Genomic DNA, 24071 nt, shown 5'->3' on the forward strand with positions numbered 1-24071 from the left:
AAAGACTTTCGATCACAATTATTTATGGCAGATAGCACCAAGATGTTGCTCTTTCGTTAGAAAAAGGAGGGGCAGAATTATTTGTACAAATACGATGCATAAGTAATAGAATATATTGAAGAAAAAATATCGATTCCTGTTTTGCATATTGCTGGAGCAAGACTTTTATATATCTCGAATAGAGTCAAACGGAATAACGGTATTAGTGCCCGATCAGCCTGATAAACGGTACATAAGGTTATTTATGACGAATTATGTGTAGGAATCATTAAGCAATCATCAAGGGATTATTACAAAAAGGTTATTATGTCTTTAGTTGATAGTGGTGCTGAAGGAATAATATTAGGTTGTACAGAAATAGGTTTATTAGTAAAACAAGAGGATTCAGAAGTGCCTTTTTTTCTGGATAAACAAAAAGAAATCGCATTTTTAATATTTTTTCTAAAAGATAAAATGTAAACAATCGTAAGTCGATTGTTTTTACGTTTACGTTTTTGAACGGAGTCATGTCCATCTCGGATCATAGTTCTTTTTTATATATGATAGATTTTCATATATGCCAATCCCAAGTCTGGTAACAGAAATCAACTGATTCTTTTCTTTAGCAAGCGAGCAACTCGTTTTCTTGATTTCGGGAGAGGAAATACTCTCGCTTTTTCTACGTAAGTTACACCGGTATATTTTTTCAGATCCAGCCTTAAACTTGGATAATCGCTATTTGGATTTTTTACTAACCAATGATAGATCCATACTTCATTAGGAGGGTTATTCCCATTCTTGATCGGGCAAAGCAACCTGCCGTTTTTCACTTCACGCCCTGCGGGGAATGCGGGCGACTGCGGAACTCTGAATTTAACGGCAACGCAAGAAGCCGCCGGAATTGCGGGCGAAGAAGGCATATTACTGCACCGCCCTTTTTGATCGCTTTTTTTAAATGGAGTTTTACGAATTTCAATAGGAGTGACCGTAATAAGTTGGCGAAAGAGATGTCCGGTGTTCCTGTCGATGTTGTAATGCAGTATTGTAACTGGCCCACTATACGTTTTCGAATTCAGACTCTTAGGAGAAACCAGAACACCATCATGAACGGTAGCAGGTGCTCCCATCGTAGTAAAATAAAGAATGCCGACGCAATCTCCAGCCTTGATGGTAGCCAAATACACCACTCTCCTTAATCGTTGATAAGCTATAAGTATGTGGCTAATCACAAGATGACTTGTATGCATGCCCTGTGATATGAAATGAATTCAGAGGTTCCTCTCCTGTGATGGGTAGAAGCCGGTACGGTTTCTATCTCAAGTCCATATGATGGGCACAAACGGATTGAAAGGAAAGTGGTTGATGTGAGGCTAAAACCAAGAAAGAAGGCGACCACAGCATCGTTATTCCGAACATCCAGGAAGCTCCTGCAACATAACGTACAAAAGATGAAAAATCCGAATGATTTCACGTTTGTTTTTATGGGTGACGGTTGGGCGGGTGACGGGCAAACGAGCAATACCATTTTTGGGCTGGCTCTTTCGGCAGCTCGGTCCTTGAAAAGGAAACCGTTATTCATTTTGCATAGCGGAGATTCGGTCTTTACAGGGACGGCCAAAGAATTTAAAACAGGAGGAACCTACACCGACAAAGTTCCTGTGAAAAGTCTACTTCAATTAATTCGGGACCCAAAGAAAGGTGTTCCCGACATCCCGTTTTTCATTGTGCCTGGTAACCATGATCGGACTGGCATTAACGGACCTCTAACCAATTTCAGAACTTTTATTGGTCCCACGCGATTCGGGTTCAACCTTCCTCGAATCAAAACGACGATCATCGGTCTCAATAATGTACAGCAATTGGGACTGGATAAAAATAATAAGCCGGTATATGGATTTTCGCCAACAGAATTAAACTTCTTGAAAAGGAAACTAACAAAATCTATGAAAAACTCGCTTGTCCTAATGCACGTTCCGCCTAGGATAGGAAAGTGGGGAAACCCGAACTATTTTAAGGATCCTGAATCGACCTTTGGTAATCAAAACGGGCAATTGACTCGATTTCTTAACAGGATTAGGGGGAAAGTGCGCCACGTTTTGGTCGGTCATGTACATGCTTTTGATACGTTGAAATTCCAAGGGACTCGTTATGTTCTATCTGGAGGAGCGGGAGCTCCTCTAGTGAAACAAGGCTTCCTGAAAGGGACACGCACTCCGATTTTCCACATCGTGGAGTTCACCGTGCGGAAAGGGATCGTTGTAAAACGCCGCGTCATTCCTATAGGGTTTACAGCTTAACCTACCACAAGAAAGTTAATTTTTACTCCTGTCATCTCTATGGCAGGAGTTTTTTAGTCACCAATCAGGTTGTTTAAATATTAATAATAGGTAAAATAACTTTATTTGAAAAAGGATGTGCTGCTGCCAATGATGCTAGGCGGCAGGGCGGAGTACACTGTTGTCTCAAGTCAGATCCATTCTGAAACCAGAATGCTTATAGATCATAAATCAATAGAAACCATGAAACGTATACGCTGTTCCGTCTGCATGGCTTGCATAAAATGCTTTTCGATAGGGGGGCGGTTGCTCAATAGGCAGCATTTTGTTAGAACGCTGCCGTTCCCAATTCAACGGAATGAACAGGAGGTTCTGATGTCTACTATAAGGAGTGCACGTCAATACGAAAGGAGCGATTTCTTTGTGCTGCTAACCACTCTGCCTAGCTGCTTTTATTGAGCGAATTTCGCTCAAGACTTGCTCATAATAAGGTTCATCCTGGTAATGCTCGCTGAAAATTTCTTCGAACTGATTAGTGTTGGTCTGGTAACCATTTGCGATAATCCCTCTATACCATGGAAGAATATAATGATAAAGCGAGCGGCGTTTTTCGGCTCGAACACTATCCTCGGTCAATCCTTTTCCGATAAAGTAACGTAAAATCGATTGGTAACTGCGAAACACGACTTCACCAAAATTGTAACCTAGAGGTGGATTCCCTTCATAATAGAACATACTCCAATTTACTACGCAAAATGTAGGATTTTTCATCAATATTGCATATTGAAGATACATTTGGTTAAAGGAAGAGTCCAAAAACATAGTCGGCTGTTCAACCTTCTCCAAATCTTCTCTCCGCAGAATCATGCCTGAAATAAAGGTGGACATGATGGTCGATGCTTCGAGAAATGCTTGCGCTCCTTTGGCTGTATAGACGCGACGGTCGTTATTATGCACATGAATATGGATAATTCCACATTCCGGGTGATCTTTCACTACCTGAATGAGCGGCATAAGTGTGCCCTCAACACAATAATCATCATCACCTTGCATTTTAACAAATGTTCCTTTGGCTAGACGCATAATGTGGTAAATATTACGGTCAGCACCAATGTTAACGTTATTGCGGAAGTATTTCAAACAAGGATACCGAGTTGCATAACGTTGAACAACCTCAGCGGTATCATCTGTCGAGGCATTATCGGAAACGAGGACTTCGACGGGCGCATCTTCCTTCAGTTGATTTAATATAGCACCTAAACACCGGTCTAAATTAGCCGAGCGGTTATAGGTGGGGATGCATATAGAAAGAAGGGGAGGCCGCTTTTGCGCTGTGATATCCGTATCTCCACGGTCTGTTTTCCTGCCCACATCCACCCATTTGTCCAGAGCAGGCTCATAAATTTGGATGATCCGTGCGGGGGAGCCGCTGACAACGCACTGCTCCGGAACATCTTGTTCTACAACGCTGCCGGGCTGTACGATACTTCCTTGGCCTATCCGGATATTTCCGGCTATGACGGCGCCGGCGCCAATGCGAACTCCTTCTCCGATAAACACCTCACCCCAATTTTCGATCAGCCCTTGTGCCTTTACGGGTTTTCCAATTTGTCGATATTCATGATCCGTATCGGAAATATACACGCGCGGCTCGATAATTACATTGGGTCCAAGCTCGATCCGATTTAAAGCAGAGAGGATTAGACCCTGTTCACATTTGCAACCGTCGCCGATTATGATTTTAGGGTGAGGTCGTGTGTCTATCTCAATAACATTCAGCCAATAATATTCACGAATGGATACGCGGCTGCCAATTGATATTTTCTCGGGATGATGGAACTGGCCGCTAATATCCAAGAAGGAATCCTCTCCGAAATGATGGAAGGCAGCGGCGGTTTGCGGATCTATGGATAACGACATACATCTTCTCCTTTCTATGGCAGATGTCGAATGGGCGGTGATAATGGCCAAAGCCTCTTCATAATAGGGTTCATCGTGATAGTGCTCGGTATAGATGTCTTCAAATCTAGTCGTATCGGCTAGCATTCCCGTCGCAATAATATGTTTGAACCATGGAATCGCATACTCAAAAAGCGTTCGTTTCTTTTCTTTACGAATGTCCTCAGGTGTCAACCCTCGGCCCACGAAGTGCTGCAGAATTGATTGATAGCTGCGGAAGATGACCTCACCAAAATTATATTCATCCGAGGAAATGCCGGCGTATGTGAACATACAACTGTTCATGATGCAGAATCTTGGGTTTTTTTCCAAAATAGCATATTGAAGATAGAGTTGGTTAAAGGAGGATTGCAGAAATAAGGCGGGCTCTTCGACCCTCTCCAGATCTTCGCGACGCAGAACGATCGAGGTAATGAAAGTAGCGTAAATGGATGTTATATCGAGGTAAACGCTCATACCGACATCAGACCAAATTCTTCCGTCCCCGTTTCTTACGAAAATTTGAACAACGCCGCAATCCCCATGACTGTGTAAAACATGAAGCAACGGCAACAACGTGCCGTCTACGTAGAAATCATCATCGCCTTGTAACTTGATAAATTTGCCCTGAGCTAAATTCATGACTCGGTAAATATTTGGATCTGCACCGATATTCTCTGTATTGCGCACAACCCTCATATTGGTATAACGAGTTGCAAAGCGATTGGCAATTTCAGCGGTTGCATCTGTAGAAGCGTTATCTGACACGATGACCTCAATCAATTCGTTGTTTCCGACTTGTGAATAAATGGATTCCAAACAGTGCTCCAAATGCGGTGCACGGTTAAACGTCGGTATGCATATGGACAGCAGTGGTTGCCGACGCCGGGCGCAGAGAAGCTCTTTAGCTTGCTCATTGTCAGAGACAGGGACCCAACTGCCTGATGACGCCTCGTAGATCTGAACGATTGCCGCGGGACTTCCAGAGACAACACAAAAATCAGGCACATCGTGCAATACCACGCTATTCGGTTTTACAACACTGCCAGTACCGATGCTTACATGGCCCAACAGTACGGCATTCGCCCCGATCCAAGCGCCTTCGCCAATATAAATCCCCCCTTCGTGTTTGGTCAAAGGTAGCTCGGGAATAGGAGCGCCTGTTGTCGGATGCGCTGTTATGTTGACCTCATCACTAATGTAAACATGCGGACCGATGAGCACGTTTCGATCCAGCTTAACTTGATTCTTCGCTGTAATCTCCATTCCTGGGTTAATTTCACAGCCGTCGCCGAGCTGGATGACTGGCAATCGGTTATTGCTGCCAGCCGCATTGAGCGAATAGGGAGCACGCATAAATACGCCATGACCTATTGCCATTTGCTCGGGGGAATGGAAGGTGCCGCCGCTTTGAACGAACGTATTGCTCCCGAACTGATGAAAGCGAGCTGCCAGTTCAGGTGTGATGTAACACGTCATATAGCGCCTCCTAAATAGGGTTTATCAGTCACCATGATCCTGCCTTGATATCGTTCTGCTCCCTAATACTTATTCGGATCCGCCCCTAATCGGTGATCTGCATGAAGGGAATCAATCGCTGACAGTTCTTCTGCGGAAAGCTCGAAATCGAAAATTCCTGTATTTTCAATAATGCGTTGTTTTGTCACCGATTTTGGGATTACAATCACATTATTTTGCAAATTCCAGCGAAGTATAATTTGTGCAACAGACTTGGCGTGCAGTTTAGCTAAGTTCATAAGCACGGGATGGTCCAAAAACTGCCCGCGCATGAGAGGACTCCACGCTTCGACTTGAATACCCTTTTCTTTACAAAAGGCTAATAAGGGTTTTTGAGTCAGACGCGGATGAAGTTCAACTTGGTTGACTGCCGGAATAATCCCGCTGAACGATAAGAGCTCGTTTATATGGTAATCCTGAAAATTGCTAACACCAATTGCTCTGATTTTTCCTTGCTCATAGAGATCCAGGAACGCTTGCCATGTTTCTTTATAGGTCTCTTTTACCGGCCAATGGATTAAGTATAGATCCAGGTAATCCAGCCTTAATTTCTGAAGGCTCTCATGAAAAGCCTGAACGGTTTGAGTATAGCCTTGATTGGAATTCCACAGTTTCGTTGCAATAAAAAGTTCCTCGCGGGGTACGCCGCATTGGCGGATAGCGGCACCCACACCGGACTCATTATTATAAACTGCCGCTGTATCAATACTTCGATATCCGGCAGCAATTGCAGTTTGAACAGCACGGATCACCTCATTGCCGTCTTTGGCTTTCCAGACGCCGAGTCCAAGCCAAGGCATTTCGACTCCATTATTGAGCAAGGCTTTATCCTGAATGCTTCTAATCATCTTCAGAGCCTCTCTTTCAGCTTTCTTCCCTCAATAATCATAATAAGGGGCCGACATAAATATGTTCATTTAGATTTTTTTCTCAATACATTATTAAACTTTTTCAATCATTTGCATATATCTGAAATATGAACTGGGTGATTGATGTAACATACAAGTTGGATTTCTCAAAGAGCGATGTAAGGGGCAGGAGGATTCAAAAATGATGAGTTTGTCCGAGGAAAGTCTTAGAAAACAAATTTTGGAGCTAACTGCCGCATTTCATGCAATAAAGTGGCCCAAGAAGACATTTCGACCAGGTGTAGATTATATCCCTGTAAGCGGCAAGATGTTTGACCACGATGAGATAACGCATTTAGTTGATGCCTCCCTCGACTTTCATTTGACTACTGACCGCTACGCACAGCAGTTTGAGCGCGAGTTTGCCGCGATCATGGGATGTAAATATGCGCTTCTTACGAACTCTGGCTCCAGTGCCAATCTCTTAGCCTTAGCAGCGCTGACTTCACCTCAGCTTGGTGAGCGCAGGCTTCAGCCGGGAGATGAAGTCTTGACAGTAGCTGCCGGCTTTCCCACAACGGTCAATCCGATTCTGCTATATGGATTGGTGCCCGTTTTTTTGGATGTGGACTTACCCACCTACAATATAGACACGACGCTCCTGGAAGCAGCAATCAGCAGCAAAACGAAAGCGATTATGATCGCGCATACGCTCGGCAATTCATTTCAGATCAATGAGGTCAAACGAATTGCAGATCAGTACGGCTTATGGCTCATAGAAGATACGTGTGACGCTGTTGGTACGACCTACGAAGGAAAAGGAGTTGGATCATTCGGGGATCTGGCGACCGTAAGCTTTTATCCAGCACATCATCTTACAACGGGTGAAGGGGGAGCGGTATTAACCTCGTCGGCTAAGCTAAAGAAAATCGTAGAGTCGTTCCGCGATTGGGGAAGGGATTGTTGGTGCGAGCCAGGCAAAGACAACTCGTGCGGAAAAAGGTTCCAATGGCAGCATGGGGAGCTCCCGCAAGGTTACGATCATAAATATACGTACAGCCATATCGGCTACAACTTGAAGTTAACGGATATGCAAGCGGCTCTTGGCGTCGCTCAATTGAAGAAGTTGCAAGGATTCATAGCCAAGCGCAAGCACAATTTTACGTATTTGATAAATGCGCTGAAGTCTTTGGAAGATGTGCTTATCTTGCCAAAGGCGACGGCAGGGTGCGAGCCAAGCTGGTTTGGCTTCCCGATTACTCTGAGAGAGAATGCAACTCTTACGCGCAATCAGTTGGTGCAGGCTTTGGAAAAACATCGCATCGGCACTCGATTGTTATTTGCAGGAAACATACTGCGTCAACCCGCTTACAAAGACATAAACTGCCGGATTGTTGGCGAATTGCGAAACACAGACCGGATCATGAACCAGGCCTTCTGGATCGGTGTGTATCCAGGTCTAACTGAGGATATGTTGCAATATGTCGCAGATGTTCTTCATACGCTTCTGAAAGAGAGCTGTTCATCATGAAGGTGGTTATTTTGGCCGGAGGTTACGGAACGAGGATCAGTGAAGAAACACATTTAAAGCCGAAGCCGATGATTGAAATTGGTGACAAGCCGATACTGTGTCACATCATGAATATTTATTCAAAACACGGATTTAACGAGTTTATCATTTGCTTGGGATATAAAGCTCATGTAATTAAAGAATATTTTGCGCACTATTATTTGTATGGTTCGGACGTAACGTTTGATTTTTCCAGTAAGACGAACCAGGTCACGGTTCATAACCGTTATCATGACCCATGGAAAGTGACCTTGGTGGATACAGGTCAAGATACAATGACAGGCGGCAGACTGAAACGAATTGAGAAATATGTTGAAAATGAGTCATTCATGCTTACGTATGGCGACGGCCTCTCTGATGTGGATATTGGAAAGCTAGTCGAATTCCACAAATCACACGGGAAATGGGCAACGGTGACTGCAACACAGCCGGTTGGGCGATTCGGAGCCTTGCAAATTACGGATGATCATCAAGTGCTTGGATTTGAAGAAAAGCCCAAAGGGGACGGTGGATGGGTAAACGGCGGTTTTTTTGTCTTACAGCCTGATGTTTTCGAATTCATTGACGGGGATGCAACGGTTTGGGAAAAAGAACCGCTTGTGCGTCTGGCGAAAGCCGGTCAATTAATGGCTTACCATCATAAGGGATTTTGGCAACCGATGGATACTCTTCGTGACAAAAACTATTTAGAGGAGCTGTGGAAAAAGGGAGACGCCTCCTGGAAAGGAAATGGATGAAAACAGTTATGCCAAATAACTATTTCTGGTCGAAAAAAAAAGTGCTGCTGACGGGCCATACGGGCTTTAAAGGAAGCTGGCTTAGTCTGTGGCTTCAGGCGTTAGGGGCCGAGGTGACCGGTTATGCGCTGCAGCCTGCTGGCGAGCCGAATTTGTTTTCACTGTGCGGGCTTGATCGTACGATCCGCTCCGTTACGGCCGATATCCGGGATCGGGAAACTCTTCTTCAGACGATTAAGGATACTCAACCCGAAGTCATTATTCACATGGCCGCGCAGCCGCTTGTTCGATATTCGTATTTGAACCCAGTAGCCACCTATGAGGTGAATGTACTTGGAACCGCTAATCTTTTTGATGCGGTAAGAACGGCGCTGGTCGAGGGAGCAAGCATCAAGGCCGTACTAAACGTCACAACAGACAAGTGTTACGAGAATCAGGAATGGACGTGGGGATACCGCGAGATTGACAGGCTCGGCGGTTACGATCCTTATTCCAGCAGCAAAGCCTGCGCGGAGCTTGTTACTTCATCATTTAGAAATAGCTATTTTCATGTTAACGACTACGCTTCTCACGGACTTAGCATTGCTACGGCAAGAGCAGGGAATGTAATCGGTGGAGGAGATTGGTCCCAAGATCGTATCATACCCGACTGCATGAGAGCTTTGCTGAGCGGAAGCAAGCTGACTATACGCAATCCAAGCGCTACCCGTCCATGGCAGCACGTCCTCGAGCCGCTGCGGGGTTATTTGCTGCTGGCGCAAAAGATGGTCGAGTGCGGCGCGGAATTTGGAGAAGCGTGGAATTTTGGGCCGAATGAAGATGGCATCAAAAGCGTTAAGTGGCTGGTCAAGGCGATAGGAAAGCTCTGGGGCGATCATCATTTCTACGAGCTGGCAGAAGGGGATAGCCTCCATGAAGCGGTCAATCTCAGTCTTGATAGCGCCAAAGCAAGGCGGTTCCTCGGCTGGCAGCCGGTATGGGGCGTGGAGCAAGCGTTGGAGAAAACGGTGGAATGGTTCCAAGCTTATTACAAACAAGCGGACATGAAGGCTGTCTGCATGAAGGAACTAGAGGCATTCACACTTGCAGCAGCTTGCGAGGACAACTAGCAGCGGAGGGGATCGAAGTGAAGTTATCTGACTATGTGATCAATTTCATTCATAAACAAGGAGTTGCTCATATATTCGAAATGACTGGCGGAGCTATTGTCCATTTGCTTGACTCCACATATGACAGAACGGATATCCAATGTGTTTCTGTACATCACGAGCAAGCCGCAGCTTTTGCAGCGGAAGGATACAGCCGGATCAATGGTAAACTAGGCGTTGCCATGGGTACGAGTGGCCCAGGGGCGCTTAACATGTTGACGGGGATTGGCAGCTGTTATTTTGATTCCGTCCCCTGCTTGTTTATTACCGGACAGGTGAACACCTATGAGTACAAATTTGATCAGCCGGTTCGGCAAATTGGATTTCAGGAAACAGATATTGTCAGTATCGTGAAACCAATTGTTAAGTTTGCCGAAATGATCATAGATGCTAAGCAAATTCGCTATGCCCTAGAGAAAGCCGTTTTTGTTGCCCAGCATGGTCGTCCTGGTCCAGTACTGCTAGATATCCCTATGAATATCCAGCGTGCACAAATTGAGCCGGACTCTTTGGAAAGCTTCTTCGATAGCGAGGAATTTCGAGGGTATGCCAATTTTTTTGAGCCTTGTGCGACTGAGGATATCGAGCAAACCATTCGTCTGCTGCAACAGTCGGAGCGGCCAATGATTCTTGTTGGCGGTGGTGTTCGAGCTGCGGATGCGACCGAAGAATTGCGTCAGCTAGTGGAGCATAGCAAAATTCCAGTAGTAAGCTCCCTCTTGGGTCTCGATGCTTTGCCGGGAGAGCATCCGATGAGCGTAGGCCTAATCGGGTCTTACGGCAATCGATATAGTAATCTTGCCTTAGCCAACTGTGATTTTCTGCTTATTCTGGGATCACGACTCGATACTCGGCAGACGGGGACTAGACCCGAAACTTTCGCAAGAGCAGCGAAGAAGATTCATGTTGACGTCGAGGACGTGGAACGGCATGGAAAAGTGCGCGCAGATCTAACGATCCACTCTGATGTTAGACAATTTCTGATGGACATGAACAAAGCTTTGTCAGGCAGCTTGCTTCCTGACTTCTCGCTATGGCATGCCGCAATTCTGACTTCCAGAAAAAAATACCCTAGCGGGGGAACGGCTACAAAGTCCGACTGTATCGAACCGAACCGTTTTATGGAGTTATTATCGACCCGCTGCACCGAAGGAGACATCATTGTACTTGATGTAGGCCAACATCAAATGTGGGCCAGTCAATCCTTTCAGCTGCGCGAAAGCCAACGACTCTTGAATGCTGGTGGTATGGGAGCCATGGGGTTTGCTCTGCCGGCAGCAATCGGAGCAGCACTGATGGCACCGGACCGTCAGGTCATAGTAATTGCAGGCGATGGGGGAATACAAGTGAATATTCAAGAGTTGCAAACGATTTCCCAACATCAGCTTCCCATTAAAATTTTCGTTATGAATAATCATAGTCTCGGTATGGTTAGACAATTCCAGGATATGTATTTTGAGGGGAGGCAACAATCTACCGTTCAAGGCTATGGTTGTCCTGACTTTGTAAAAGTGGCTTCTGCTTTTGGGATACCTGCATTAAAAATCGAAACGAACGAAGAAGCTGCGACCAAGATAGACATTGCTCTACAAACAAAAGGCTGCTTTCTTGTGGAGGTCGATTTGACAACACAGACGACTGTGATTCCTAAGCTTGTTGTCAATAGACCTATTGAAGACATGTCTCCATTTCTCAACAGGGAACAATTAACAGCCGAATTGCTGATTGAAACGCTTGAAGAATCGGATGACAGTTTGAAATAATGCAAATTCTATGCAATTCGTATAAACGAGGTACTTCACTTATGAACGAAAAGGTGAACCGATGACGCCTAGCATTGTAATCCTAACTCCTAATCAGCTGCCCTTAACTGATACATGCTTGAAAAGCATTAGGGAGCATGCCAAAGATCCTCTTTTTATACAACGATACGATCATAAACGAGCATTGGCTTGGCTAGAGAACATGCTGTGCGTATTATGTGCGTATTATACGAAAATGAAAGAGTTGACATGGTGGGGTCCCGTCACGAATTATTCTAGCGGTCATCAGTGAATTCCCGTAACCTATACCCAGTTAAGCGAGCACGAAATTACACGCCGCATGTTTATAGCTATGCTGGGCAAAAAGATCAAGCAGGTCCATATCGGCATGCTTGTGGCAGACGATGAAAGAGTATGGGTTGCCAATATACCATAATACCATTACATGTTCAGAAAAGCAGCCGGTTTCCGGATGCCTTATGAATGGTCAGAGGGAGTTTGAACGATGATTACCATCAGTTTGTGTATGATTGTTAAGAATGAAGAAGAAGGCTTAGCCAGATGTTTATCATCTGTGAAAGAAATAGCAGACGAAATTGTAATTGTGGACACAGGCTCCACGGACCGTACAAAGGAGATTGCGGCACAATTCACCGACCGAATTTTTGATTTCACGTGGATTAATGATTTTTCAGCCGCGCGTAATTATTCTTTTAGTAAGGCGACCAAAAAATATATATTGTGGTTGGACGCAGACGACATCATCCAAGAGAAGGACTGGCTGTTGTTTATGAAACTGAAAAAAAAGCTGAGTCAGGATGTTGATAGTGTGACGATGGATTATTATCTGGCTCACGACGAGTCCGGGAACGTCACCTCTAGCCTGCGGCGCAACCGCTTGGTTCGTCGGGATCGTAACTTTCAATGGATTGGGCCCGTTCATGAATATTTAGATGTCTGGGGCAACATTCAAAACAGTGAAGTGGGCATCACTCATAGTAAAAATAAAGTTTTTACGGATCGTAACTTGCAAATTTATTTAAAGAGAGAGCAGGACGGTGAAGAATTTTCTCCAAGAGATTTATATTACTTTGGCAATGAGCTCCGCGACCATGCTCAGTATAGAAAGGCTATTTTTTATTACGATAAGTTCCTGAAGGGCAAACAAGGCTGGATTGAAGATAATATTCAGGCTTGGATGAAGATGGGCGACTGCTTCGGAAAGCTCGGCAACAAAGAGAAAGCTATTGAATCGATCTGCCGGACACTTGTCTATGATATACCTCGCGCGGAATTTTGCTATGCCTTCGGTTCTCATTTCTTAGAGGAGAAGCAGTATGAGACTGCGATATTTTGGTTTCATGCAGCTGTTGATATAGGACTTGATAAGAATAATATGTCATTGGTTAACCAATCCCACTCTACGTGGCTGCCACATTTACAATTATGTCTGTGTTACGATCGTTTAGGTCAATTCGAGAAAGCTCATGAGCATAATGAAAAAGCACTGGCCTATAATCCTAGTCATCCAAGTATGCTTTTTAATAAAGATTACTTTCAAAAGCTCTTTGCGGATCGCGCCGCGAAACCATAACAAGCACGGTACCACTTATTCAAATTAGAAGACTATCAATCTATAGCTACCTATAATCGGGTAATCTCGGTGGAATTGTTATTAAGTTCCAAGTGGTCAAGCCCCATTAAGTGGACATTGAAAAAACATCTAAGCTGCAAGCTGTCATCTGGACTGCCCCCTAACGTGTGACAAATCAAAACGCCTTCAAGAGAATGCTTTCATGTCGTAAGATGTGAAGGACAATTGGAGGTGTTTGTTTTTTCGATGTGCCCATCAGGGAAGCACGATATGTACCGGAAACATCCTGAAATTATTTACACTCATTTAACGGATGAAGAGATGAGAAACACAGTTAATAATATGGATAGGTATAAATAGTGTTAAAGGCTGGCCCTGTGACAAATGCTGTGACTTAAGCCACTTATAAAGTCATGAGAACAGAGTTCATCAACCAAATAGTATCCTCCAGCAGAAATATTCCGCCCCATATTGTCAACATTAATTACCTATCGGTTAAAAGCTATTACACTACAATCCATCACCGAAAAATTTGACTTATCGTAGCTCCTTCTCTAATATGTTAGATAACTAACATATTCCAGAGGGTGAGTTCGTGAACTTATATGAACAAGTTAAGCTAATTAATGAAGCTGATTATGCCATTAACCGCTTGATTTTTAAATACTATGAACCATATTTAGCTAGCTCTATCACCACTCAGCAAGCCGTGTTGCTGGATATTGTATACTCAGCCAACAAAATAACGGTAGGTGAGATTGCTATAGAAATGAACATTAGTTCTAGTGCAGTAAGCCAGCTTATTGCGAAGATGGAGAAGAACCAGTTTATTCATCGTGCTATCAATCCTGATAATCGCCGCGAAGTTTTTATTATGTTAGGAACTAAAGGTGTGGAGTACTTTGAGAAGCAAGAATATGTCGAGCGTTTAGTGGCCGATCGTTTATATTCTAAACTAACTGTTACTGAACGTAATGAGTTAGAAAGAATTACGAATAAATTGAAACAAATTGCTGCTGAAGAGTTCATTTGAGTTCTTCACACCAAATATGTTAGATAGCTAATATATTTAGGAGGCTTACTTATGTTCAACACTATTTATTCTACACTTGAAAAAATCCAGTTCAATGGTGCAGTTTATGTCGAAAGGAGCAATAACCAAATTGTAGAGGTGACAATAGGCTCTGCAGATATGAAAAATTTAGTTCCGATTACGGGGGAGACACTATTTAACATTGCTTCCTTAAGCAAAATGTACACAGCCGTGATGATACTTCAATTAATAGAGAAAAAGGTGATTCATTTTAACGATAACCTAACAAAATGGTTTAATACAAGTACCTTTCAAGATGTAACGATTGAAGAGTTATTGACGCATACATCCGGTATCCCAGAATATATAGATAATTCTTCAGTTGAAACTATTGAAGATATTTTGCATAACAAGGACCCTTATTTCCTACCAGGTAGCGGTTGGTTTTATACAAATACAAATTATGTCTTGCTCGCTAAAATTATCGAACAGGCAAGTCAACTATCTTATGAGGATTATTTACAAAGAATGATAGCCCAACCTCTTCAACTTATAAACACTACAACGAAGCCAAAATCTAAGCCAACTGCTGTCGCTAAGCTATTTGATTTTATAAATAAGAAATATATCCATGTAATAGACGATCCCATTTTTAAAGATATCGATAAGAAGCACGATTTTTATGGTGACGGGGGCATTTATGCCACAGCTCAAGATATAGCCCGATTTGTAAAAGGGTTTCTTCAAGGTAAATTAGTATCACTTGAATTGGTGAATCGCGCCCTTACTCCTTCACCGTTACATAGCTCTTATGGTTGTGGGTTTATCATTCAAGACGGGTCTATTGGTCACTCTGGTGGTTGGCCGGGCAATTCGTCGCATTGCTTATGTTCTTTGACAAGCGAAGCGGTAACGGTATTATTAACGAATGAAGAGGTAAGCCCTTTTTATGAGCAGCAGATATTAGAATTCTTAAACCAACCCAATGATAGTAATGAACCTGATGCACCAAAGCATCCTAGTATCATGAATTTCGATAGTGCTGATAACATCGTAGGTGACTATCAACTCGCTGATGAATATCAAACATCCTTCATAATTAAAGAGGGGATAAACTCCCATATTATATCGTTCCATGACCAACATGATACCCAGTTATTTAAAGTTGAACCTAATCTGTATTGGATTAGAAACACGATGAGTTATATTCATATTTCTGAAGGAATCTTTATTGATGAAGGTGTGGAAATACCGTTTTATAAACAAAAGACATCTATGAAGGGAAATCTAAATCACCCAGACAACCATGGAAGCCCTAACTAATGCGCCATTGATCATATAAGTATTCTGGAATCATACAGGATGATGTGAACGTGTTCTCAAAGGGATTCTAAAAGCGTCTACTACATTGCAGGAAGAAGATCAAGTAACGAATCTATCTGTTCTAAAAGAGATAGCGAATATGAACCAGCTAACGATATCAGTGCTGCGATCTACCATAAAGCAAAAAAAACGATTATTCGAATGCTGGAAAGACAATGCTCAAATCGACATAAAACAAGTCAAAATGAAGTTCGTTTTATTGGGCTGAGCCTCACTCAAGAAGCGATAATGCCCCTATCTGCGATCGAACAAATAGAAGTGGAGGAAGACCACGTACTACAGCAGGATACGTTATTAAATGAGGAAGCTCTAGTTGATGTCGTACTTGAGAAAAAGGAAAATGACAATGTATCTATAATTCCCGCTTATGATAGCGCCGTTAGTGTAATTGGTATGAGTACTCACAGAATACCGTTGTCAAAAGTGCCAATGACGGTAACGGGGCGGACATTCAGATTAGGGTTTACCAAGTATTTGTAGTGCCGTGCGCTGATCGCCTTGCGCTCTGTAAAGTCATGAAACAAGTTGCTTACAAAAGAGAAAAGAAATTAAGTAAAGCAAGAAGCTCCCAATGTTGTTAAACTCCCTTGGATCGAGTTAGTAGAACAAGAACTAAATATAAACGACGAAGGAGTTGCCGCAGCAGCTCCTTCGTTTTGTACTTGATCGTATGATGAAATGCTTGCAGTCAGTATTCGAGAGAAAGTGTGCCTTTCGATCTGAAGCCTTACTCCGCTAGCGTGGCAGTTTTGCATGGGACGGATGTATTTGAGTACAAATTGTTTTGGGCTATTCCTGGTTATGAGCCACCAAAGACGCGGTTCAGACGATAGTCATTGGTAAAACACGATCTTGAACATAGTACAAAAGCGCACTGTTGCATATCGCAGACAATGTTTTTTTGTTATTTATTGTTATTGTAACTGCTCTTTGAAACTAACCCACCATTGTAAAAAAATCCTAGTCATGACTATTGAATTTATATTCAAATTCAGGTCCCGTTTGTGCAAAATAACCACTTCGCACTTGCCCTGCCCAGTTTTGTAAGGCTTCCTTCCACGGAACGCTATTAAAAAATTGTTCAACGGTTACCGTATTAGAGAACCACACGATTGGCGTAAATGGTGCAGTTTGACCTGACCAAATCCCGCCTGCTCTATCCAGCATAGCTCTCTCTGCAACGAGAAACAGAGGAAGGCCATATTGATAGCCCATTGCTGGTTCAATCTGTAAAAATGGCGAATATGGTTCACCTTGAGGACTTGTAGGACCAGTGGGCACCAAAAGAGCAGCTACCAATCCATAGCTTGAGTTAACCATAGTACGAATATTTTCTAATGTTGTATCAGGATACTCGTCAGTATTAGGCAATGTTCTAGGGAAAAGGAGAACTTTTTTAATTTCATTAAACATTCGAACAATAAATCGTTGCCTTGTAGTATCTAGTGAAAAAAGGTTTTGGTGGCTGAAAAACACTGGAATTCTAAAAAGGGCAGAAGCAGCCTCAGTCAAATCTTGCAGATCTTTTTCATGCTGTTCCCTTTCTTCATGACTTAATATTTCATTTGACTGTTCTTCATATCCATCCTTCTTATTCATGTTTCATCACCTCCTATTAAAGGTTATTCAATAGATAGTAGAAGTGATTGGATAAATATATAGTTTATACCATAAATTTAAAGAAGTCTTTTTTATCGAAAAATCGGAGTCACAAGTGCAAGTGACCCGCGCCTCCTCCGGGCAACCCGTAATCGCAACCCCCAGCAGGATAAATGCGCAAGCCAAATACCGTTTATCCGGGAGACTGCATAGGGATTTGCTTCAGGAAAACCAATAAGCAGTGGGATATTAATAATTGAAGGTTTATGTTCTTGCAGAAGTCCAGGAAGAATCGTTGCCAATGGAATACGAAAATGCAAAATAATGCGGACAAGGTTTGGTATACCCGATGGGTCGTACGCAAGATAAGTCTTCACTTTCAAGCGGTCACCTCGAATCGAGGGCCCGAATCGAGCGGCATGGAAACCGGTATCTCTATTTTCCCTATTACCGTTTCTAATCCGAAAGAAGGAACGCCGATTAGTATAGCCTTCTTGAATCGTACCACGCGAATTCGCATCTCAAAGTATAAATGAGCTTGAGATGACTGGCAGGCCACAAGCAATTAGATTGCAAGCTACTAAACAAAATAATACTTACCGCACTGCTTTGTGGACAGGAAAACACCTTGTCCATTGACTAAGGATCAAACAATCCGAAAAGCAGGCAGCTGAATAATTGTTGTTGGTAGCCTTGTTTGTTGGGTAATATTTATGCTGAATGAAACATTATCTTCATTAGGAGTTCTTACCTTGATATTTGTCCGTGTCTGTGACTAATCATTATCATTCTTAATATTCAACTCTTTAAGATCTATGCGTATGATGATTCTGCATTCAGATAGGAAATGAACACTTGTGAAACTAATATTAACGATTATCATTGTGCACACTACGATAATAAAGATGTAATTGTGAGGAGTTACGAATATGAAGAAGATTTGGATAGTCATGTTTATGTTTTTATTTGCGTTCCAGATACAAGCGTTAGAGGTTTCAGCAAGCAGAGCAAAGTCTGATCCATTAAATTCAGCCACATTAAACTCACTACGTAATGGCGGATATGTACTCTATGTGAGGCATGGAGAAGCGAATAGAGGTGAAGATCAGCCACAAATCATATACGGAAATTGCGCTACTCAAAAAAATCTATCGGAGGAAGGCCGAAAACAATCGGCGTTATATGGTGAAGCTCTTCGAAGATTGAATATTCCAGTTCACTATCCGGTTACAACAAGCCCTTTTTGCCGTACAAGAGAAACAGCGGAATTGGCTTTTGGTAAACAAAATGTTCAAATTGACCCTTTCTGGTTTAAGGTTTATCACTTAAGCGGTAACGTAACACCTACGGAACAGACAAATACGTTAACAGAACTAACCTCAGAGCTAGAAAAGATCCCGGTATCCGGAACGAATACTGTAATTATCGCTCATAGCTTTCCTAAAGCTGTAGGGTTGGGGGAAATATCGTACCTAGGAACTGTTGTAGTGAGACCAAAAGGACCAAGAAACGGGTACGACATTATGGATCGATTTTCATTCGATGAGTTAATTAGCACGCCTTGACAGACTGATATATAGGAAGAGGGGGGATTAATGTCAAACGTAACATATTCGTGTCACCAACAATAGTGTGGAACTAGAATAATCTAAGGACGTAGAGTGACAAGAAAGTGTACCGATTCATATCCTTTCGGTTTTTTAATTTTATCGGTACATATCGGAACGTCATTTTCCCCTAATGTTAGGAACCGATATGGGTAGATGCTCATATACTTTCCTATAATCTATAAACTGACGTTGGGAGGAGAAAAAATTGTATCAAGTGCCTTCTTTCTGGGGAAATCCATATCCATACTATATGCGGGTCGATTTTGTACCTATCTGGAGCACAGGATTTCCGAAAGCAGTACAAATGATAAAGGAAGCGGTACAAGGGGAGCGTAACGATGAGTTGTTCTACAATGAATTGATTAACCTGGCTCCCACAAAAGAGCAGGTGGCCATTATAGAAAGCATTCGTAACGATGAGCGCGGCCACAATAAAATGTTCAGAGAGATGTATCGAGCTTTGACGGGACAGGAAATTGTAGGCATCAGTAGTGATCAATATGAGCGGGTGCAATCCTATATAGAGGGTCTACAGCGTGCCTTGATGGGGGAGTTGGGTGCGGTGGAACGATACCGCAACATCTGGTTTGGATTGCCTGATGGCATCTATAAAGATACGGTGTATGGTATCATATTGGATGAGCTAAAGCACGCTGCAAAATATAATTATTTGATTACGTTGAATCTCAGGTAGCTATTTATACTGAAGGTCAAGACTATTCCACATCAACTGGATGCTGAATATTATCTTTATAATCATCCACATAAAGGTGACCGTTGCTGCCTTTTACGGCGTAGAATACATCTTCTAACTTTTTGCCGCGTGCCTTCAGTTGGGACAGTATCCAGGATTCGGGAATATGGTTGGAGTTTAGAGTGTCATGCAAAAGCTGCCCGTCAATTACAAGCTCAATTGGGTACTGTGTGGCATTACCTGCATTCAACTGTAAGTCTTTTAATGTCACGGCTTGTAGTTCTTTTTTCTTTTGAACAGATAGTTTACCGTTAATCTCAAGGAGAGCGTACTCCACATCTTCTATATTAAAAATCTCTTTCTGGCGAAGCTGTTCGTTCAATGAATCCATTGTCATATTATTTTTTTTCATATTATGTTCCAGAATTAACCCTCCTTCTATGAGAATGGTGGGTGTTCCTTCTGTCCACATTTTAAATTTTCTGAATTTCAAAAAAAGCTTAGATAAAATATAAGAAGTAAATGTAAAGACAGACAGGGCTATCAAAAGGTGGACAATTTCTATTTTTTCATTAAATGCAAAGTTGGCTGCTATAGCTCCCAATATGACTGCTGTTACGAATTCGTGAAAGTTCATGTTGGAGAGGGTTTGCTTTCCTAATGCTCTCGCAATTACCATTAGGAGAATGAATGCAGAAAAACTTCGAATCAGAATAATGAGATGGTCCTTCATGCAAAAAGCCTCCGAGTTTCAAAATTGTATTTAAAGTGTAGGTTACCCACCACATTTGAAAGATATACCAGCATAAGTTTGCTTTGGAACTGGCTGCTAAACGTAAATCACCGCAAATTAAGATTAGCGGTCATGAAGAGTGCATTGATAGAGGCGCATAGTTTGAATCCAAGAGCGGTTTAAGTGATTTTTTTACTGGAGATAACTTATATGAACGATAACAATGAAAAGAGTCATGTAGTTTTGAGTGATTTGTTGGAAGAGATCGTATCGGAACTTTCAGCTACTGCAGTCGGGAGGAAAGTTGCATAAACTTTGGAGTGGGATAACAGCGAGGTAGACGGAAACCCGGATTTGTAGTACCGCGCCTTTTATAATGTTGTGGAAAATGGCATCCGATACAATAAGCCGAACAGGATGGTTGAGATCGAGGCTGCAAAGATTGGCGATGGGAATGGTAGGATTCTCATAAAAGATACCGGAATCGGGATACCAAACGAGATGAAAAAGCATATTTTTGAGCCGTTATATCGTGTGGCCAAATCCCGATCCAGAGCAGCAGGAGGAGCGGGCCTAGGGCTATGCCTAGGAACTGCAAAAAATTCTCTTCCGGCGCTGCATCCTTGGACAGAACAAGAGCAGGTCATTATTTCGATAACCTGCTCTTGTTCTTGATTATTGTCCTGCGCCTTAATTTAATAAAATTGTGTCTTAATCCAGGCCTTATTTCGAATACATATCAATGAAAGGAGGGGATATGATTTGATTATTACTCCAGATTTACCAAACTTACCGTTTATCGAAAGAAACGGAGTCAAGTTATTTGAACTTGTCGCCGAGCCTGTAAAACAAGAGTTGTTGCCAGGTTTATTCATTAACGCTTTTGGATATAACGGCAGCTCTCCAGGACCCACAATCATTGTTTATCCCGGCGATTATGTACAGATCCGAGTACACAATAAACTCTTAGAACCAACAAGTGTACATTGGCATGGCTTAGATGTTACTAATGTTATGGATGGAGTACCAGAAGCAGAACCATCTCCCAAAATTCAACCGGGCTCCTATTTTGATTATCATTTCAAAATCGTAAACTTTCCTGGCACACATATGTACCACACCCATTTTCATTCGGTAAAACAAGAAATGATGGGATTAGGTGGGGCATTTATCATCGCTGACCCGAACGAATATAGGACAAAAATTCAAAGAGATTACTTTATAATGCTCCAAGAATTTAAAGTTATGGGTTTAGAGAAAGGTGAAGTGAAAGAAGGGAATTATTATTTAGATCCTTTTTCGGATATGTTTAATTTCTTTACGATGAATGGTCGATGCTTCCCATATACGACGCCTTTACAAGTTCGATATGGTGAACACGTACGAATACGTCTAGGAAATTTAATGATGAACGCCCATCCGATTCATATGCATGGGCAGCAATTTGTGGTCACTGCGACAGATGGAAATTCGCTCGCTCCACATAATAGATATTTTAAAAATACTATCTTGGTCAGTTCAGGAGAAACCTATGATGTGGAATTTAAAGCTCATAATCCTGGAACGTGGGTCGTTCATTGCCACATTCCTCACCATATGGCAAACAACTTTACTGAGAAATTAGGCGGAATGACTACTACAATTAGGTATGTTTAATTGAAGAACAACTCCCTTTAAACGGCTATCATACCTGCCATTTGACGGCATGCTTGAGCACATTAGTGGCATATTTTTGCGCAATCTTGACAGTGCGTGTCTTTAAGCATAAGAGCAAAATAGCCCGACTTGATGAAAGGTGGGGCTACTACCTTTAATAGTGAAACGGATCATTAATTAACTGTATCTTGTTCGTTTTGTGAAGCTGCTGTCTTTAATTTTGAGTATAACCAGGTGTATACACAATGTCGTGCGGCACATGGTATGTTTCCTGTGTCGAAACAAGTAATTGCTTTGCAGAATATTGAAACATTTGTATGTCCTGTGGGTCAGTAAAGATAGTATCTCTCACACCGAGTACAATAAGCGTAATATGTGTTAAACACGCTTTCTCCTCCTAGTCACTATGCTGAACAAGCGCAGTATACTTCCATGTGATGGGGATGTTAATAAAAATAGTCTATGAAAGTTTATTTGTTGATATATAAAGATCCATCTTTTTTAATTTCTGCATAAAAAACTTCCCGAACTGATTTGATTCCATTTTTCTTTAATTCATCGTCAACCCATTTCTCGGTTAAGTTCAGTTCTTTAAGGTTCTTTTTTACAATTTGGCCATCTGAAATGATTTCTGAGGGAAGATAAGTCAAAGAAGAAGTTGGTATGTTCATGTCTCCTTTAGTAACAGCTTGCTGGTATTCCTTTTTTAGAACACTTAATTGTCCATTTGGTTCTATAATTGCATAATGGACATCTTGAATGCTAAAGACATTTTTCTCCCGAAGCATCATACTCAGATCATCGAGATTAAGGCGGGTTCCTTGAAGTGCTTCCTTAAGAATTTTTCCTTGTTTCACAACAATTGTGGGTTGCCCATCGAGCAAAATTCGAGTTTTGCTTGATTTCAAACCTATATAGCCAATAAGAATCGTTAAAATGGACCACCAGACTAAGCTAATGAACCCATTTAAAAAGGGCGTTTCACTATCGGCACAAATTACCGCTGCTATAGAACCGATCGTAATCCCAGTAATATAGTTAAAATAAGTAAGATGGCTCAGCTGTTTTTTACCAAGTAGCCGGGCTAATAACAATAATACAAAAAAGGAAAGGGTTGCCCTTAAAATCATTTCAAAAAAACTAACCCTCAGAAATTCATTAATACCCAATTTAATACCCACCTTTTCGTAAAGCTTGCTAGGTTACAGTATTGACGTAATAAATATGGGAAATACACATTGGGATATCAAATGTTCTTGCGTAATTTGAACTTCATGCGATTTTTCTTTCATTGCTCGTTTATTCGGGCTTGTAATATGCTAACATCATTCGATTCTGATCATTGTAGGTACTTTTTCCAGGGAGGGATCAAATGAAGTGAGATTGGCTGCTGGAGAGTTAATCTAGAAACGGAAAAGATTTATTTAGGCAAACCGAATACCTTAGCTGAGGCAGATGTCCTCAAGTCCTTGTCATCCGATGCATGGAAAACAAAGAACTTAACAGAAACCCTTTGAAAATATTTTATAGTGAAAAGTATAAAAGTAATTACGAATAGCCGATCTGCTTATATACAAGGTAGAGGATTATATAGTCTCAGCAGGTAGCGTCAAGATTTATGTGTAAATGAAGATAACCTTCTCTTGTAGAAGATAGCATTAGTCCTTGGTGATGAACATGGCTTGGAGTTCGACACGTGCTTGATCAAAGCCTATGTGACAGCGAGTAGCAAATCGATGGTTGTAGTCTTCGAACTGTGCGACCAAGAACTTTTCTAATGCTTCTTCATGTGGAAACTGTTCTTTTGGCTTGGTGTATTTCTTAATCTGTTTGTTGAATGATTCAATGAGATTCGTTGAATAAATGCTTCTCCAGATAGGCTTAGGAAAGCCGTAGAACGTGAACATATAAGGGTTCTCACATAGAGATTTAATGACCTTGGGATAAGCTGCTTTCCACTTGTCACAAAAGGTTTCAAGAGCTTTTCTACCA

The 24071-nt window shown here is 42.1% G+C and carries 19 protein-coding genes and 2 pseudogenes; 14 read left to right on the forward strand and 7 right to left on the reverse strand.

The genetic code is table 11. The features are described 5' to 3' along the window. Positions 1 to 76 precede the first annotated feature (76 nt). Positions 77 to 459, forward strand: a pseudogene (locus H509_RS27250) (aspartate/glutamate racemase family protein); the annotation flags it as partial. Between the two features lie 125 nt (positions 460 to 584). Here H509_RS27250 and H509_RS0113915 read toward each other — a convergent pair. Then, positions 585 to 1157: a hypothetical protein gene (locus H509_RS0113915; protein ID WP_028545627.1), complete on the reverse strand. Its 573-nt coding sequence runs from the start codon at positions 1155 to 1157 to the stop codon at positions 585 to 587. A gap of 270 nt (positions 1158 to 1427) precedes the next feature. On the opposite strand from H509_RS0113915, the gene H509_RS0113920 reads away from it, so the two are divergent. After that, complete coding sequence (locus tag H509_RS0113920; RefSeq protein ID WP_157277685.1) at positions 1428 to 2276, forward strand: metallophosphoesterase family protein; 849 nt, start codon at positions 1428 to 1430, stop codon at positions 2274 to 2276. Positions 2277 to 2684: 408 nt separating this feature from the next. Here H509_RS0113920 and H509_RS0113925 read toward each other — a convergent pair whose 3' ends face one another. Both H509_RS0113925 and H509_RS0113930 read right to left on the reverse strand, forming a co-directional pair. Continuing rightward, entirely contained in the window at positions 2685 to 5672 is a 2988-nt protein-coding gene (locus H509_RS0113925) for a glycosyltransferase (RefSeq protein WP_028545629.1), read from the reverse strand. Positions 5673 to 5734: 62 nt separating this feature from the next. Beyond that, positions 5735 to 6556 (reverse strand): aldo/keto reductase, encoded by an 822-nt coding sequence (locus tag H509_RS0113930; protein ID WP_028545630.1) that lies wholly within the window; start codon positions 6554 to 6556, stop codon positions 5735 to 5737. A gap of 205 nt (positions 6557 to 6761) precedes the next feature. On the opposite strand from H509_RS0113930, the gene rfbH reads away from it, so the two are divergent. From rfbH to H509_RS0113975, 8 genes are all read left to right on the forward strand, one after another. Next, positions 6762 to 8090: a lipopolysaccharide biosynthesis protein RfbH gene (gene rfbH / locus H509_RS0113935; protein WP_211234336.1), complete on the forward strand. Its 1329-nt coding sequence runs from the start codon at positions 6762 to 6764 to the stop codon at positions 8088 to 8090. After that, positions 8087 to 8866 carry a glucose-1-phosphate cytidylyltransferase gene (gene rfbF, locus H509_RS0113940; RefSeq protein ID WP_028545632.1) on the forward strand — a complete coding sequence of 260 codons (780 nt, stop codon included), beginning with the start codon at positions 8087 to 8089 and terminating at the stop codon, positions 8864 to 8866. The genes rfbH and rfbF overlap by 4 nt, the downstream gene beginning before the upstream one ends. Then, positions 8863 to 9975, forward strand: coding sequence for a CDP-glucose 4,6-dehydratase (rfbG, locus tag H509_RS0113945; protein WP_245596045.1), 1113 nt, complete (start codon positions 8863 to 8865; stop codon positions 9973 to 9975). The genes rfbF and rfbG overlap by 4 nt, the downstream gene beginning before the upstream one ends. Then, complete coding sequence (locus H509_RS0113950) at positions 9879 to 11777, forward strand: thiamine pyrophosphate-binding protein (RefSeq protein ID WP_245596047.1); 1899 nt, start codon at positions 9879 to 9881, stop codon at positions 11775 to 11777. The genes rfbG and H509_RS0113950 overlap by 97 nt, the downstream gene beginning before the upstream one ends. Positions 11778 to 12282: 505 nt before the next feature. After that, entirely contained in the window at positions 12283 to 13371 is a 1089-nt protein-coding gene (locus H509_RS0113955; protein ID WP_028545635.1) for a glycosyltransferase, read from the forward strand. A gap of 595 nt (positions 13372 to 13966) precedes the next feature. Next, a complete protein-coding gene (locus H509_RS0113960) occupies positions 13967 to 14404 on the forward strand; it encodes a MarR family winged helix-turn-helix transcriptional regulator (protein WP_028545636.1) in 438 nt (145 codons plus the stop codon). 51 nt (positions 14405 to 14455) lie between these two features. Continuing rightward, positions 14456 to 15727 carry a serine hydrolase domain-containing protein gene (locus tag H509_RS25310; RefSeq protein WP_051287093.1) on the forward strand — a complete coding sequence of 424 codons (1272 nt, stop codon included), beginning with the start codon at positions 14456 to 14458 and terminating at the stop codon, positions 15725 to 15727. 201 nt (positions 15728 to 15928) lie between these two features. Then, a complete protein-coding gene (locus H509_RS0113975) occupies positions 15929 to 16267 on the forward strand; it encodes a hypothetical protein (protein WP_157277691.1) in 339 nt (112 codons plus the stop codon). A gap of 480 nt (positions 16268 to 16747) precedes the next feature. On the opposite strand, the gene H509_RS0113980 is transcribed toward H509_RS0113975, so the two are convergent. Continuing rightward, positions 16748 to 17386 carry a hypothetical protein gene (locus tag H509_RS0113980; protein WP_028545638.1) on the reverse strand — a complete coding sequence of 213 codons (639 nt, stop codon included), beginning with the start codon at positions 17384 to 17386 and terminating at the stop codon, positions 16748 to 16750. Positions 17387 to 18315: 929 nt separating this feature from the next. Between H509_RS0113980 and H509_RS0113985 the strand changes: the two genes are divergently transcribed. Next, positions 18316 to 18951, forward strand: a complete 636-nt coding sequence (locus H509_RS0113985; RefSeq protein ID WP_028545639.1) for a histidine phosphatase family protein — start codon at positions 18316 to 18318, stop codon at positions 18949 to 18951. A 295-nt stretch (positions 18952 to 19246) separates the two neighbouring features. Then, the gene (locus H509_RS0113990) at positions 19247 to 19690 is read left to right on the forward strand and encodes a ferritin family protein (protein WP_051287148.1); all 444 of its coding nucleotides are present in this window, start codon (positions 19247 to 19249) and stop codon (positions 19688 to 19690) included. Between the two features lie 22 nt (positions 19691 to 19712). Here the strand turns inward: H509_RS0113990 and H509_RS0113995 are convergent, their stop codons facing one another. Beyond that, a complete protein-coding gene (locus tag H509_RS0113995) occupies positions 19713 to 20423 on the reverse strand; it encodes a DUF421 domain-containing protein (protein WP_028545641.1) in 711 nt (236 codons plus the stop codon). A gap of 375 nt (positions 20424 to 20798) precedes the next feature. Here H509_RS0113995 and H509_RS0114005 point away from each other — a divergent pair. Together H509_RS0114005 and H509_RS0114010 are read left to right on the forward strand one after the other, a co-directional pair. Then, positions 20799 to 21098 (forward strand): annotated as a pseudogene (locus H509_RS0114005) (ATP-binding protein); the annotation flags it as partial. An 87-nt stretch (positions 21099 to 21185) separates the two neighbouring features. After that, positions 21186 to 22079, forward strand: a complete 894-nt coding sequence (locus H509_RS0114010; protein ID WP_028545643.1) for a multicopper oxidase family protein — start codon at positions 21186 to 21188, stop codon at positions 22077 to 22079. Positions 22080 to 22549: 470 nt separating this feature from the next. Here H509_RS0114010 and H509_RS0114015 read toward each other — a convergent pair whose 3' ends face one another. Next, on the reverse strand, positions 22550 to 23242 hold the full coding sequence (locus tag H509_RS0114015) for a DUF421 domain-containing protein (RefSeq protein ID WP_028545644.1): 693 nt from the start codon (positions 23240 to 23242) through the stop codon (positions 22550 to 22552). Positions 23243 to 23737: 495 nt separating this feature from the next. Then, positions 23738 to 24071 (reverse strand): transposase (locus H509_RS0114020; RefSeq protein WP_028545645.1); only part of this gene is annotated, 334 nt, incomplete at its 5' end.

The sequence above is a fragment of the Paenibacillus taiwanensis DSM 18679 genome (genome assembly GCF_000425125.1).
Classification (GTDB): Bacteria; Bacillota; Bacilli; order Paenibacillales; family Paenibacillaceae; genus Paenibacillus_B; species Paenibacillus_B taiwanensis.